This is a genomic window from Coleofasciculus sp. FACHB-1120, from assembly GCF_014698845.1.
Lineage (GTDB): Bacteria > Cyanobacteriota > Cyanobacteriia > Cyanobacteriales > FACHB-T130 > FACHB-T130.
Window position 1 is genome coordinate 75,233 of sequence record NZ_JACJTV010000023.1, and the last position, 15,337, is coordinate 90,569.

The 15,337-nt window shown below is 46.7% G+C and carries 12 protein-coding genes; 3 read left to right on the top strand and 9 right to left on the bottom strand.

Annotated elements, in window-relative coordinates:
* Nucleotides 1-195: 195 nt before the first annotated feature.
* From H6H02_RS18930 to H6H02_RS18950, 5 genes are all read right to left on the bottom strand, one after another.
* Nucleotides 196-1,491, bottom strand: a complete 1,296-nt coding sequence (locus tag H6H02_RS18930) for an ATP-grasp domain-containing protein (RefSeq protein WP_190820574.1) — start codon at nt 1,489-1,491, stop codon at nt 196-198.
* 339 nt (nt 1,492-1,830) lie between these two features.
* A complete protein-coding gene (locus tag H6H02_RS18935) occupies nt 1,831-2,784 on the bottom strand; it encodes an isoaspartyl peptidase/L-asparaginase family protein (protein WP_190820575.1) in 954 nt (317 codons plus the stop codon).
* Nucleotides 2,785-3,186: 402 nt separating this feature from the next.
* The gene (locus tag H6H02_RS18940) at nt 3,187-6,324 is read right to left on the bottom strand and encodes a plasmid replication protein, CyRepA1 family (RefSeq protein ID WP_190820577.1); all 3,138 of its coding nucleotides are present in this window, start codon (nt 6,322-6,324) and stop codon (nt 3,187-3,189) included.
* A 452-nt stretch (nt 6,325-6,776) separates the two neighbouring features.
* Nucleotides 6,777-8,345 (bottom strand): adenylate/guanylate cyclase domain-containing protein, encoded by a 1,569-nt coding sequence (locus H6H02_RS18945; protein ID WP_242040777.1) that lies wholly within the window; start codon nt 8,343-8,345, stop codon nt 6,777-6,779.
* Nucleotides 8,346-9,043: 698 nt separating this feature from the next.
* A complete protein-coding gene (locus H6H02_RS18950; protein ID WP_242040778.1) occupies nt 9,044-9,631 on the bottom strand; it encodes a universal stress protein in 588 nt (195 codons plus the stop codon).
* A gap of 563 nt (nt 9,632-10,194) precedes the next feature.
* On the opposite strand from H6H02_RS18950, the gene H6H02_RS18955 reads away from it, so the two are divergent.
* Nucleotides 10,195-10,425: a hypothetical protein gene (locus H6H02_RS18955; RefSeq protein ID WP_190820579.1), complete on the top strand. Its 231-nt coding sequence runs from the start codon at nt 10,195-10,197 to the stop codon at nt 10,423-10,425.
* An 80-nt stretch (nt 10,426-10,505) separates the two neighbouring features.
* Here H6H02_RS18955 and H6H02_RS18960 read toward each other — a convergent pair whose 3' ends face one another.
* Nucleotides 10,506-10,952 carry a hypothetical protein gene (locus tag H6H02_RS18960; protein ID WP_190820582.1) on the bottom strand — a complete coding sequence of 149 codons (447 nt, stop codon included), beginning with the start codon at nt 10,950-10,952 and terminating at the stop codon, nt 10,506-10,508.
* A 457-nt stretch (nt 10,953-11,409) separates the two neighbouring features.
* Between H6H02_RS18960 and H6H02_RS18965 the strand changes: the two genes are divergently transcribed.
* Nucleotides 11,410-11,778: a hypothetical protein gene (locus tag H6H02_RS18965; protein ID WP_190820584.1), complete on the top strand. Its 369-nt coding sequence runs from the start codon at nt 11,410-11,412 to the stop codon at nt 11,776-11,778.
* Here the strand turns inward: H6H02_RS18965 and H6H02_RS18970 are convergent.
* The 3 genes from H6H02_RS18970 to H6H02_RS18980 form a co-directional block, all read right to left on the bottom strand.
* Nucleotides 11,739-12,086 (bottom strand): antibiotic biosynthesis monooxygenase, encoded by a 348-nt coding sequence (locus H6H02_RS18970; protein ID WP_190820586.1) that lies wholly within the window; start codon nt 12,084-12,086, stop codon nt 11,739-11,741. The genes H6H02_RS18965 and H6H02_RS18970 overlap by 40 nt on opposite strands.
* 141 nt (nt 12,087-12,227) lie before the next feature.
* The gene (locus H6H02_RS18975; protein ID WP_190820588.1) at nt 12,228-12,983 is read right to left on the bottom strand and encodes a DUF2993 domain-containing protein; all 756 of its coding nucleotides are present in this window, start codon (nt 12,981-12,983) and stop codon (nt 12,228-12,230) included.
* A gap of 710 nt (nt 12,984-13,693) precedes the next feature.
* Nucleotides 13,694-13,960: a hypothetical protein gene (locus H6H02_RS18980; RefSeq protein ID WP_190820590.1), complete on the bottom strand. Its 267-nt coding sequence runs from the start codon at nt 13,958-13,960 to the stop codon at nt 13,694-13,696.
* 277 nt (nt 13,961-14,237) lie between these two features.
* Between H6H02_RS18980 and H6H02_RS18985 the strand changes: the two genes are divergently transcribed.
* On the top strand, nt 14,238-14,879 hold the full coding sequence (locus H6H02_RS18985) for a hypothetical protein (protein WP_190820592.1): 642 nt from the start codon (nt 14,238-14,240) through the stop codon (nt 14,877-14,879).
* Nucleotides 14,880-15,337: the final 458 nt, after the last annotated feature.

Genomic DNA, 15,337 nt, shown 5'->3' on the forward strand with positions numbered 1-15,337 from the left:
GATTCATCGCGTCAGTATTGAGAATAGTCATTATTGCTTTTTAGACAGACCTTTCTATATAGCAGTCCTAACTAATTCTTGAATACCAGATACCTGACTTCTTAGATAAGTCAGGTATCTGAAGCCCTGGAATATGACTAGTGATAAAAACCCAACAGTTAATATCAGATATTTGAACTAACTGTTTAGTAACGTTTAACTGACTAAGTGCAACCCTTTATCCTGTAAATGCTGCTCGATTTGCTGCATTTCTTCAGTTGTCTCTCCAGCAACAATTCCGTAAATTTCGGTGTAGATTTTTCCGTATTTAACCTTTTCCAAAGCTGACAATATCGTAAAATCCTTGCGCTCCAGTTCTGGTTTCAACGTGGCAAGAATGGAGTCCAATGTCCCATCCATTCGATAATCGCTGGAATATTTAGCAACCTCTTTTCCCAGTCCCAGCAAAGTATGGCGCTGCAAGCAGAGTGGAGTTGAGCCATTCACTCGAAAATTGGCATCAATGGCATAAAGTTGTCCGTCTTTGTCTTCCAATACATCAAAGCCAATCACGCCAAAATAGCCCTGTTGATGAGCATACTTACCAACCGCAGCAATCATCTCAAAGAACTTGCTCATGTCGGTTTCTCGGTAGTGAATGAGTCCCCCTAAATAGTTGCCTTCTGGAGTGACCAGTTGCGTTGTAGTACCAATGAGCGTAATCTCTCCAGCCTTGCTGACATAGAACTGCACGCAGTAGTTCTGCACTTCATTCTTGACGAATTCCGAGACAATAATCGTATCCACGAACTTAATCTCTAGGTATTTCCTTAATTCGTGCAAGCAGTAGTTCAGCTCGCTAGCGCTTTTGATAATATAAGTGCCTTCCCCTGAGAGTCCGTGGGAGGTTTTGATCAAGTATGGGAATTGTGGTAGCTGAATGTCTTCCAGACTAACTTGGTGCAGATTGTAAGTTTTATATTTTGGACATTGTATCCCCAGATCGGCTAGCGCTACTTTGCTAAGCAAGCGGTAGTGGGTATCCGGATTAACAGCGTGTTTTTCTGGTTTGAGATGATCGAAGGGAAATAGAGTGATGAGTTTGTCAAAGCGATCGCGCAACGACTCTCCCGAAATACTCATCTGGCTGAGTTCATCGAGGTAAGTTGCACAGTCTATCCTCGCTATATTGTCGTAGCTGAAGCCAAAATGCTCCCGCCAATAGTCAATCAGCGCCTCTGCTGGCGAACTGATTATCACTCCTGGAAGGACATCGCCTAACACCGCCAAATTTTTCCAAGGTTCCTTCTGGCAAATTTTATCGAAGGAAGTTTTGGTGGCTTCACTACTACCATCTTGAATAAAGTATTTTTTATTGTTAGGGTAAGCAGCCCAAGTCGCAGTCGCCGGGTAATTTAGGATAAATGCATACCGCCCATCTGCAATGTCTTGAGCAAACAGATCGGAAAGAGAACTCCCCTGAAAGTATTGAAAGTCGTATGTTGAGTTCATAAAAAATTACCCCTATGAAGCAAAAGCAGGCTGCACAGCAAACAATCAGTATTCTCTCAATAAACCAATTTTTCTATCATCTTCCTAGGGAGTATTCACTTCAGGAGAAATGGGAAGATAAGCAAAGCTGATAAAAGGCTCACACAACTTTTAGTTAGAGAATGAATTGTTATCATTCAGTAATTTGAGCTTTTCTAGCTACTTGCATCACCGCCTCAATCTGAGCTGAACTGAATATGAGATACCCGACTTCTCCAAGAAGTCGGGTATCTGAACTGCTACCATCTCACAAAGGTTGGGGTGGGGTTCCATCCCGTCTTAAATGGGTAGCCAACTCGATTATGCGGCTGGTAATTGAGGCGTCGGCAGCTGTTGTGTACCTGACTCAAAGGATGCTACTTTTGAGTTGTTTTCTTCTTCTTTCTTGATAAACGCCACTGGTTTGTCCATTTCTGCGGTCATATAAGCTACCGCCATGTCAGACGAGTTGTACGACCACCCAATACGTCCCTGACGGTCTATCAGGATGCAGCCAGCCTCTCCTTCAACCTTAGAGACAAGAGTGTCAATCGCCTTCTGTGCTGCTTCCTCTGGATGGGCGTCTCCAGCCAAAAAATCAATCGCTGTCTTGGCAAGAACCACTGGGATAATGGACTCGCCATCACCCGTCGTTGAGCAACCGCCCAAGTGGTTATCAGCGTATAAGCCGCAACCAACCAGGGCTGTGTCGCCAACGCGACCCTGTGGCTGACCTGTAGTGCCCCCAGTGGAGGTTCCAGCAACTATGGTGCCGCTAGCATCTAGAGCCACACAACCGACAGTATTGGGGCGATCGATAACTTCCTGCTCCTCTTCCCACTCCTGCTGCTGCTCCTTACTGATCAGGTCTTCTTTTGCACACATCTCCATCCCGTGTTCAACAGCGAAGCGTTCGCCGCTCCGCGCCACTAGGAGCCGCGCTTTTTCATCCATAATCTTGTGTGCCACCGAGATTGGATGACGCACTCCTTGAACTGCTGCTACCGCTCCCCAACCTAAGCGATCGCCCTCCATCATCGCCGCGTCTAGCTCTACCTCTCCTTCACTGTTGAGAGTTGCACCAAATCCGGCGTTAAACGTCTGATCAGTTTCGAGAACACGGATGGCTGCCTCAACGGCTTCTCCAGCACTGCCTCCACTGCGAAGCACTGTCCAACCTGCTTCTACTGCTGCCAAGCAGCCTGCATGATTGGCTTCAACCTTGCCCTCTGTAATGGTTTTTGCTCCACCATGAACAATTATGCTTATTGTCATACGTGCCTATTTCTAAATTCTGGTTAGATGTATGTAAATGCGATCGCGCAAACGGCTTTGTCAATCAGTCGCACCCATCCCTGCGTTAGCGTAAGTAAGCCTAAGCACCTAGCAGCGTAAAAAAAGACTGCTTAGGGAGCTTGCTCAGCTACAGCCGGGTTTGGCTATTGACCCGATTGCGATCAGCCGTGTCTAGTGGTTGGAATTCCCTACAGGTAATATTCCCTGTCGTCTGTTCCCTGTTTTACATTTAAGGACAGCTTTTAACTTACAGCTTCATCCCTACAGGATGTCTTACCTGCACTTAAGGCTGAATTCTGTATGAACTAAATTTGTAACTTTAAATACAAAAACTCTTAAAATAGCTGGTTGTTGCATCGGTATTGCTCCCCGTTCATCCGGTTATCGCTGGGAATGAGATAGTGCTGGCTTGTATGGGGTAGCCGCTCTTTCAGATTTCAGGGTGAAAACTCTCTCCTTGGAAACACTCTCTTGTATCAAGCCTTCCCTGGAACACCACGCTTCAAAGATTTCGTTCCTGCCATCATCAAGAGTTTTTGAGTCAATTTTATAAAGTTTTATTTGAGTTTTATATCCATCTTCCTTTCTTTTAAATGACCTTAGTTTTAATCCGAGTAAATTCAGAACTTTGCTAAGCACTTTTATACAGCTTAGGCGCTCTTTTTCCGTTTCCATCGGAATGCTGATTCCGATAGCACGTTTAATGTGCTTGCTGCACCGGAGTGCAGTCGCTTTAAGTTCAATCAAGTCTAAATCGGTTTCTTTAAATTCACGCTCCGGCTGGATAAATTGCAGCACTCCTAATGCTCTAAGTGCCTCTATTTTCAAAGTGTAAGTATTCAAATCTGGCAGGAAAACTTTACCCTCGCCTCTTTCCAACTGCTGATGCCATTCTTGTTGATCTTGTAGTTGAAAATACTCGCTTTCGTGAGTCAAATAGTAGTGAACCAACAACTGTGAATAATATCCCCGATCGTCTCTCAGTTTTAATTGGGGAGTCACTTCTACCCCATAACGCTGTTTCAAGATGTATTTCTGCACTTGATTTCGCTCTTCATCCGTTAAAGAACGCTTGGTTAAAAGACGCTCATATTCTCTGCGCTCAATGTCTTGAGAATTCGCAACTGCACTCGCTGCTTGTAATTCAATTTGATTCCGAATTTTGACAATTTGATGCTTGATAGATTTAGCTTTTTTGCGGCGCTCTTCAAATTCTTGTTGGATTTTAACAATTTCTCGAACCAGCTTCTTAGACTTTTCCCAATCACAAGGAGCTGCTGCTAAAAGCGCCATCCGTAGCTCTTTGAGGCGCTCGTCGGGGGGAGCATCACTCATGACATTCACCTGATGTCCTTCAGCGATTAATCCTTCTAACATCGATTGACGATAAAGGGTAATCGAAGCATTTACTCTCGCTGCAAACTTCGCCCAACTTCTGAGGTGAATGAGGTCATAAACTAAGGGCAAATCCACATCCACTGGATGAAGTGGACTCATCAAAGCTAGGTTTTCTTTCTGATTTTCCTGGTACCAGTGAGACAGTACCCGATAATTCTTACTACCACTGCCAATCATGCCAATGCCTCGTTTGGCACACCAAACAATTCGGGGTACGCTCTGACGAACTCTGGCTAATGCTTGCCGTGCTTCCGAGTCGGGAATTACGCCTTGGAAAATCCCATAAACCCGGTCGAAGTGTTCCACATCAATGCTGACCCCCGTACCAAGGCTAGGAGTCACAAAAACTGCGTCATAGTCTAAGGATTTTTGATTGATGCTTTCAACAAAATTGACCGCCTCATGACCGGGGGTACTGGTTGTTTGAGAACTAATTACTAATGTCTTGGGGTATTGCCGAAGGAACTGTTCTAGACGTTGTTTGATATAGCGATCGATGGTTTCTGAACTGTAACGTCCGGAACGGCTATCGGTCGTAACATAACACTTTCGTCCGGCTATTAGATCGAGTTCCAACTGTTGAATTAGCAGAGTGGGGTTTGGGGTGTTGTGAAAGGTGACATCCCAGCCAGTTTCCGGCTTCCACTCATTTAATACAACCCACGGCTCAATTTTAATTCCGGCTAGTCCCTTCAGGTAGTCTAGGGAAAGGTCTGATAAGTCAGCATCTTGGGCAATAACCAAACCACCAGTTTGCAGGACGGTGGAAATTAGCTGCTGGAAGACTCTTAATATCTTGATGCGCTTGTCTTTACAAGTGTCGCTGTTGAGGAGATGCCATAAGGATTGCTCAACTTCATCTAGAATCACGACCGCGCCTTGCCAATGTTCTGGGTTCAGCTTCCAAATGGAATCAATACAGAGTCCTAAAGATGGGGCAATCGGTAATAAATTATCCGGGTTTTTCTCCCGCTTTTCGAGTGTGCGGTGATTAATCCAGGTCACTCCGATTTTTTCACACAAGAACTGCCCTAGTTGGATTCTATGGGTGAGCAGCAGGACGCGATCGCCTCTATTTTTTGCTTCTTGGATCAGCGATACCAGTGCGGTGGTTTTCCCGGTTCCTTTAGCAGACTTGAGTCCGACTAATCCAGAGGTGGGAAAAGGCAATTTTTCCAGGTAGCGACGGTTGAGAGTGAGTGCTGGGGAATAGGTTAACTCGGTGTGGGGTTTGCTTTTGGCAAGGTCAGTTTCTAAGTTGAGGCTGGCTTCATAGACTGTCTGGAAAGCGGCAGCGCCTTGGGCGACTATAAAATCATCAACGCCTTTTTGTAATCCGGGAAGCCGGATAATTTTGACCGGGCACTTTTGTTCCTCTAACAGTTCGCCCAGTTGAGTTTGCGCTTGATTGACTGCTTTGATGGTCTTGGGTTGAGTTTCGTAGTCAAAGCAGATAAAAAAGGTGCGCTTGAGTCGAGTGAACGCCAGAAGGTCTGGAATTAATTGTCGGCTAAGAACATTGCCTTGAAAGTCTTTGGTGACGCGGTAGCCGCTGGTAATGCCCGGTAAAGCGATCGCAGCATATCCTTGGGTTAACAAAGCCGCTGCTTTTTTGGCTCCCTCGCAAAGGATCGTCGGGATTTTCATCTCCAGCACCCACTGCCAAAATCCCAGCGCTTCTCCGTTTTGAGCGATCGCAATCTTCTCTGGCATGGGGACGCTGTAGCGCGATGCAGTCTGCTGCCAGATATGAAGCGGCACTCTCAGACAAAAAATCCGTGTCGGCGTGCAGGGCGGATGCTCGTACTTGATGAGCTTACCCTTTTTATCTGGTCTGGGATGGTTCGGCTTATAACACCCCCACTCCATCAAACGCCAATCGTTAAGGGGATCTAGCCCCGAACACCACCAGCCTCCTTTCGCCCCATGAGCATAGCGATGCAGCCACCAACTGCTCACCATCCCAGTATTCGTCCGGGGGATACGATTGGAGATCAACAAATACTCATAAAAGGCGTCTCCTTCCAATGAGATGAAGTTGAGCAAAGCCAGATCGCGGTCAATGCCGCTGTCCAAGGCTAATTCCTGAAAGTGTTGGGGGTTTAGGCTGGGTGGATGCATTTGGAGGAGTATTAAAACTCTTGAGACACAAACGGATCTAAAACCGTACCACGAACCAGCCGATAAAACAGATCGAGCGTGGATGCTTAATTTACTGACCCAACTCTTGAAACCCCTGAAAAATCGTTGTTTTTTAGAGTGCTGTTCCCCAACAAAGCGCACCAGTACGATAATTTTGGAACCTCACCCCCTACCCCTCGACCTTCAGGCAGAAGAGGAATATTGAACCCCTCCTCGTGAACGGGGAGGGGCAGGGGTGGGGTTCATTTGTCAGCGAAATATAGCCGTTCTCACTTGAGTTCTTGAGTGCAATACACACACTCGGAACCTCACCCCCTACCCCTCGACCTTCACCCAGAGGGGGAATATTGAACCCCTCCTCGTGAACCGGGAGAGGCAGGGGCGGGGTTCATTCAATGCATCCGATACAGAATTGAGATAGCCGCAGATGCCTACGATTCCTTGAGGCAATACACAATAATCGGGTGAGGTTGTCCCTTCACTTGCTGGGGAGGCAATTCTTGGGTCGAAATCGTCGAGGGTAATTGCTTGTAAGTCGCCGCACTCAACAGCAACGGTTTTCCGAGTTCCTTGGTCAAAGATTCGATCCGCGAGGCGACGTTCACCGGATCTCCAATTGCGGTGTACTCTAAGCGCTGGGGTGAGCCGATACTGCCTAACACCACAGATCCCGTATGAATTCCAATTCCCATTGCTAAAGGAGCTTGTCCCTGTTTTGCTAAGTCGCTATTAATCGATTGCAGGCTGGCGAGCATTTTTTGAGCCGCTGCAACAGCCTTGGTAGCATGATTGTGTGGGTCATCTCCCACGCCAAACAGCGCCATAAATCCATCCCCTAAGAATTTGTTTACCATTCCCCCATGTTCCTGCTCAACAATTTTTACCATTTCAGTTAGGAACAAGTTCAGCATGGTCACAACTTGCTGAGGAGAAGAAACCGCGCTGCGGGCTGTAAAGTTGCGGATGTCAGCAAACAGAATTGTTAATTCCTGCTCGACCCCGCCTAAGCTGGGATCGCGCTGGAGAATCTGTTGGGCAGCTGTTTGACCGACATGACGACCAAAGGTTTCTTGCAAGCGTTGTTTCTGTCGCAACTCCTCAATCATGTCGTTAAAGTCATCAATTAAGGGGCCAAATTCGTCGGCTCGCAGCAATTTAATGTGAATGTTGAGGTTCCCAGATGCCACCATCCGAGCCGCCTGTTGTAGCTCCTCTACTGGTTCAACGACTAATTGCCCGACCATCCAAGCACTGCTAAATCCGAAGACCATACCCAACACCCCGACGGATATGGTAAACCAGGGGTCGGGCGTTGCGGATGAACTAGCGGTCAAGCTTAAAAGTAACAGCGAAGCAATCGGGCATACCCCAGCTGATATTGCCCACACGAGTCCTCGTTGCCGAAGCGACAGGGGGAAAGCTCCTGGTGTTTCAGCTGGGTGAGCTTCTTGAAACAGCAACGGGTACAACAGTCGTTGGGTGAACAGCTCAAGGATAAAAAAACCTTGAGGGACGGCAATCAGCGCTGCAACGATCACCGAAATCGGCAGGTGCAAGAATACGCGCTGGTCGAGCGTTCCCGGAGCATAATTCAGGGCGAGTAAAAATATGGGAATGCACAACAGCCAACCGATTCCAGCCATAAGCATTCCCCACCACGGCAGATTAATCGCGAGTTGTCTTGCTTTCATCAGATGCTCAGCTCTCAAGGTTTGCTGGTGCAGGATCTGCTGTAAAGGTCGTTGTAGCGACAGCACGAGTTGCACCCAGATGAACAGAGCGACTGGGTAGAAGACAACGTTATAAACCAACAGAGTATTGACAAACACTGTATTCTGAGCGGGAGTCAGCAGTGATTGAATCTGGGTTAGGTTGTACCAGATATTAAATGCACTACCAATTAATTCGGCAGCGAGTGGCGCACAGATAATCATCCCTAGACGAGAAAGAATGAGCCAGTCCAATTGACTCCTATCAACCAATTCATAACGGGATGCCATGCAGTCCTCCTGCTTGATGGGGAAAGCTAATCGTTGTTGGCATGGTTTCACTCAGAAGCGATCGCTTCCCGGCTTCTGGTTTTACCGATTCTTAACGGCAGTGTGCCTTACTCATCATTGTGCGAAAAAGATAAGTATTTCAGTGATTTCTTACCACTATGCTTCACAATTGGGCTGTTTCCGAGGCATTTTGAGATAAACTCACAAACTCAGCCAATTTTTAGTCAGGGAGGAATTATTTACCCAATGCCTCTCCTCTACGAGATGCCAAGATGGAGATGCCAAGATGAATCCAGATGCATTGGGATTAATCGTAATTTCACAAAAAAGCCTTCTATAAAGAAGGCAGAATCTCACTGATGAGTAAGCAGTTCTTGACTGGTAGATAGATTTATATATAGCGATGATTCAAGGCGGATTTCCAGTCGCTTTTTTGAGTGAACCTTATTTGAGGTAGCTTAAATGAGTGACATTCACTTGCGCGATCGCTCAGTAATAAAAATGCCCTTTCATCTCTTCCGCTGAAAGGGCATCGTCTAACTGATGGGTGTGAGAAGGGTTTTCACCATGCTTCTTAAAAACAAGCATAAGTCGGGAATGTGACAGGGGTATGACAAGTGAATAGCAATGCTGCGATCGCTGTTGCTCGTCTTGCCCTCGTTCCTCTAAAACCCCATTCTCGTGTGATATTTACAAACTCAACGATGGACAACCAGAACTGAGCAAGGGGCATGATGGAGGACATAATTGCTGACACTACCGAGAACTAACTCACCAATCCCACCACGACCCCGACGCCCCATGACGATGAGATCGGCACTCCAAATTTTAGCTAAGTCACAGATATTTTCACCCCGGCTGCCAAGGGTTTGGGTGAATTCCGTACTAATTCCTGCCTTCGTTGCTTCATCTGCACGCGATCGCAGTAGCGCCAAGTATTGACCTTCAAATGCATCCCACTGTTGTCGATAGTCACTTGGGACATCATCGCGTCGCCAAGGATAGTAATCCAGACCGGGCATCCCAGGAATCCCCGGACTGCCCTCTTCATTCGCAGATAGGACGTGCAATAGCATCAGACTGGCATGGAACGCTTTCGCTAAGGATAAGGCTTCATCAAAGACTTGCTTGCCGATTTCAGAGCTATCCATTGCCACGAGAATTTTGTAAAACATACACACCAGTTCCAACCTGTTTTTGTTGCCAGAATGCAGCACTTCTTGACCAGCGAAGTCTGGATGTTTAGCTCTGCTTGCAGTTTGGGCTATAACTACCAGTTCCTCCATTATCAGAGGTGCAGATGATACTCTTCGACCAAATTAGTCGAGGCTGGGCAGGAATGCCAAAAGGAATACCAAAGACCAACTGGTCTAGCGCTTTGCTTGTCTTGTAGCCGAGGACTGGCTTTCCCAACCAAGGTGACGCGGCGATCGCTTACTTATCGTTGCCAATGCCAGTAGTCGCCGCTCTCCATAAAAAAATGCCCTCTCATTCCTTCTGCTGAGAGGACATCGTTCTTTAACTGATGGATATGTCAGAAGCAATTACCCTATGCCTACATAAAGTTTACTCATGCAAATGTGACATCAGGGTGACAACTCCATAGCAATGCTGCGATCGCCAATTACCTACCGTGAAGATTGTTTAATTTGATACCGTTTTTCACTGAAAAAACTTGTGAAATCAGGGTTCCGCAACGATCCTCTACCTTTCCTTTAGTTGATCCCAGCCCCACTGGTAGGGTTAAACACACTTTACTAGAATTAGCAACACTAGCAGTAGTGGAGTGAAGGGGCTACACTCAAACTAGAATTGCTCGTGGCAGCACTCTTCGTGCCGAGGTCTGAAAATGGTAAACAATAGCGCGATCGCGATCGCTCTCAAACCCTGCATCTCACCCAAACTGGCTGAGCAGTTTCCGGTTGGGTGTCGAGTCAGGCGCTTGGACTTTTCTACGGAAGGGGTAGTGGTGAAATACGAGGTGGGCGATCGCATCGGCTACACAACGGATGATGGCTGGTATGACTTTCCTCATCATTCCCAGCTCAGACGGATTGATGCCGATGAGGTGGATTGGTAAATAGCGTTAGGATAACGCCTCGCTTCGCTAGCGCGATCGCGTCTACCCAAAGGAGCCGCTGATAGCGTTTTTGTCGCCACTTAAGGGTTGAGAAATTGTTGGATGTAGCTAGCCAAACTTTGTTGTAATTGCCAATCAGTGCTAGGAATCGGAGTTAAATAAAATCGCTGTCCTGATAAAAGCGTCAGAGTAAGCCGGTAAAAGCGAATTCCTCCTAAGTTGGATTCCTCTACTTGAACGCTGCTAATTTTGTCAATTGAATAACCAGTTACGTGAGTTCCCAGCCAGCCCTTTTGTTTCAGAATTACTCGATTGAGATGTTTATCGAATCGGCAAGTCTTCACCGGACTTCCAAACATCATCAAGTCAGCACAAATAATACAGAATAATCCAAAAAAATCAATCGGCCAATTAGAAGAGATAAAAACAAGAAGCCCCAAAACAGCGGTAAAGCTGCTCAGAATCCAAATCCCAACTGGACGCTCTCTCAGGGTAAGTAATGTAAAAGTTTGCTGAATTACCTTCATCGGTTTAGCAGTGGATGCGATCGCACTTCAAGAGCAAATCCCACTCTGGCTACGGTAATCGGTCACGCCTGACAAGAATAACCAAACAAACCGTCGCCACAAACTATAAAAAGATAAAAATCCTACTCTCCGACTCGACGCAAGTGGATATCTTGACGCGACATAAACCCATCATAAGACTGTTAACTTAAGTTGAGACAAACCTTCCCCACCAAGTTGCTTCTCCTTGATTCATTAATAGGAATCAATTCCTATTTACTCAACAATTCTTCTTACCTCGTTCTCCCCTTTATAAATGTGATGAGCCTCACTTTTAAAGTGTGAGGCTCATCACAGGCGCTGGCAGGTTTCTGTCACCAAAATTTTTTTATACAATCACTTTTGCTCGCGGGTTGAATCACGACTCGCCACAGTGTTTTCACGGATATTTAGGGCATCAAGTTCCCACACCCCAATCATGCTTCTACCCAGTCAACCCCAATCCTCATTAGCATCCAACGTCGTTGAGACTGACATTAAAGAAGTTCCTAGCCAATATAAAGACTGGTCAATCAGTACGAAAGTGATTGATGGAAAGCTATGGCTGCGTTGGCAACATCCCCAAGAATCCTTCCCCCGGTTTGGGTGTCCCGTAAACGAAGCTGGTATTGCTTCAACCATCAGTCATGTGCGATTCCTCATTGATCTCGCCATCAAGCTAGAGTCAGGAGTGCCCGCGAGAAAGCCTTTGACATCAAATGACTCAAATTTCTCAGACCAGATAGAGCGATCGCTTTTTTCGATTGACTATATAGATGGAGATTCACCACTTTCATTTGTGGGCTGAATTTCACTAACGATTTCATAGAAAGCAGTGGTCGGCGCTTCCTCAAACAAAGGATTCATCTGATTTAAGATGGCTTGGTATGCCTCGCTTTGATTGGCTTGCATATCTTCGACACTCTCCCAAAGAATAATAGCGATTCCTCGGTCAGTCCCCGGTTCTTGTAGTAAGTACGACCCCTTAAAGCCGTGCGTGTAGGTTGACACAGCTTTTTCATAGAGTTGCTCAGCCTCATCAAATTTGCCAGGTTTGAATTCTCCAATCGCAACATAGGCAAATTTGTACTTTAAAAAATCTTGAAACTCTGTCATGGTTTCCTCCTAAAAGCTGGGGTTATCGCGGTTTTGTCGGGGTTAAGCCTACGGTACGCTAATGGGTTGAAGGGAGAACCGCTTGATGGATGCGATCTGCTGAAAGCAGCAGCGCTTCGCTATCGCGCCCTCCATCCTCGATTATTGATTGGGAATTTGCTTGACGTAGGCTTCGGTATAAACGGTTAAACTACCCTCATGCACATCTAGCTCCTTAATCCGGATTGCCATTCCTTGCAGGTCAAATATTTGCAGGTTCAAGTAGGGTAAGTTCGCCAGTTCTCCTAACTTCTCCATCAAGGCGATCGTGAGTTCCAGTGAAATCCCTTGTCCAGGATTGCAGCTAAACCCCTCCAACAAGATTGGCGTTGAAGAAGTACGCGGACGCACTACGGCTGCGAAACCGACTTGTCGAACCTTATCTACGTCATGCAGTAGCATCTGTCCGCTGAATTCCATCTTGCCGTCACTCGGCAGATGTATCTCTAGTTGTAGTGGTTCTAAAGTCACGAGTTGACCATCTGCATTCAACTCCATAGTTGGAAACTTGCTGCGGATGTAATCTGAGCTTAAAGCCCGGTTGATATCTTGTTCGGTGAGGACAACACGGGCAGTCGCATCTAGCGGATGGTTCAGCTTAATCTGACCGAATATCGCGTCAAAGAGATTGATGGCAATATTATCGGCGTGCAATTCCATTTCCTGCACGCGGATGTCTTTCTGAATCGCTAGACCCTGCCCTGCAACCGAAACTGAATTAGCCTGTCCTTGAGCCATCTTCAGCAAACTGGTTCGGACATCTACATTTATATTTTCTACGCTATCTAGTTGGCTAGATAACCCCATTTCGACTGCCTGGGAGAGCGCCTGCTCCTCTAGCCGTGGCTCATCTGTCATAGTGCTTAATCTCAAGAAGTGTAGTGCTACTGGTTACTTTAGACGCTCATCACACAGCAGCGTATCTGCATCCCGGAATAAACAAATTGTAATAAATCATCGAAGCCAATACTTTTCGGAGCGCCCAAACCTAACTCCCAACGTCTTCCCTCTTAGCGAAGGGGAGAAAAAGTCCCTACCTTTGTAGCGCAAGGGTTAGGGAGAGGTCAAACGTCCCAATCAATTCGACATTATTCAGTATTGCCAACTTGCTTATCAGTCTAGATGTGTCTCTGGAGACAAGATAAGCGATGAATTTAGGCTGTAGTTCGTTGTTGAGGGAATTATGACGGATATGAAAAAGCGCCTGGGAGTCTTGCCGTGTTTCGACCCCAGGCGCTTTTTCTTTTAAACTCGCTCCTCACACAACTAAAGAATAGTCCTTAGTCAATCGAAGCAATGGTCTAGTACGTGACACTTTATTAACTGACACTTGCCAAACAAAAATCTTTACACTAGAGCATCTTTACACTAAGGTTAGTCGGCTAGACGAGGCAGAGCCTCGGACGACTCAAAAGTTAAAGGGGGTTTCTAGGCGATCGCTTGTTTGTAACGCGACACATCCAATACATTCCAGCTTCCCTAAGCGTCGCTCATCTTGACAATTCCCGTTCGGGATTCATCCCGAACAACCGACGATATCCTTCGGTATCAGACCAGATTTAGGAATTTCAGGTGGATTCAATTTGCAGGAATACGGCGAGAACGCCGAGAATTGCCACTCCAACAATGGTTTCTCGTTGCTCATCCCAAAGACGACGCAAGCCATAAAAAACATAGGCTAAGGCTGCACGGCGTTCTCGTCCTAGTTCAGCCATGAGCAATTGAACTTTAGTATCTACCTCTTCAATGGAGACTTCGCCCTTTTCATAGGCAGCTTCTAACTGGTCTAATTTGCGCGAATATTCTTTTGTGGCTTCCAGGAGATTAGGCATCATAACTTAAAGGTGTATTTTTTTATTGTTAACTTATGTAAATTAAGCTAACGTGCCTACCTGGGTGATTGTGTCTATAAAGGGGTAGAACCCGCTTGTCTACAAATAGATAGAAAAATAGATAGAACAAATCCGTAGAAACCTGGTTACGTGCGTCTTCAGGTATGAAGCGATCGCTTCCCTTACCGACTGACCAGACGCAGCTTCTGGCGATCTGAGATCGCGGTAAACTCAGATGTTGCACCCGATTCCTTTTTCCTAACTTCCGGAGATAATCACTTTGGGCATAGAACTACGCAGTTACGTATTTCTAGACAGCTTGCAGCCTCAACACGCAGCTTACATGGGGACAGTAGCGCTAGGGTTCTTGCCATTGCCAGGAGATACGTCGCTGTGGATTGAAATCTCACCGGGCATTGAAATTAACCGGATTACTGATGTCGCCCTCAAAGCTGCCTCTGTACGTCCAGGGGTGCAGGTGGTCGAACGACTGTACGGACTACTAGAAGTGCATTCCAGCCGTCAAGGAGAGACGCGGGCGGCGGGCAAAGCGATTCTGGAAGCGCTAGGAGTTCATCGAGACGAATGTCTCAAGCCGCACGTCGTTTCTAGTCAGATTATCCGTAACATTGATGCTCACCAAACGCAGTTGATCAACCGCACGCGGCGAGGACAGCTACTTCTAGCAGGACAAACGCTTTATGTATTAGAAGTGCAACCTGCCGCTTATGCAGCGCTGGCGGCGAACGCGGCGGAGAAAGCTGCGGCAATTAACATCTTGGAAGTGCAAGCTGTGGGAAGCTTCGGACGCCTCTATTTGGGCGGAGCAGAACAGGATATTCTGGCGGGTTCTGCGGCGGCGTTGGTGGCGCTAGAAGGCGTGCCTGGTCGTGAAAATCCTGCTAGTTGGCGTCAAGAATAGCGAAAGGATGTGGATGACGAGAGCGAGAAGGGGAATGCGATCGCTAATTTAGGTAGTCCTAAAGATGTAAGGATAAGAAGGTAGAGTTACTGCTGTTGTTCGATGACCAATCCCCGTCCTACTTGTCCTGGTTGTGAGTCTACTCATACCGTGAAAAAGGGGAAAATTCACAACGGTAAACAGAACTTCAAGTGCCATGAGTGTGGCAGACAATTTGTGCAAGACCCGCTCCCACAAGATCATTGACCAAACCACTAAAACCCTGATTGACTTGCCTCCTGTTGGAGAAGATTCCCTGCTTCTGGAATTGCTAGAGTGACGGGTGTTTCAGAACCCTGGCTCCAAAACTAACGCTCTTCTGTCACTCTAGGAGGAGGATAATGGGGTAAAACTGCTAGAAGCCAGAACCCGTCTATGACAGAGCCACGCGCCGCAAAACCGACCGTGAAATTTGTGGA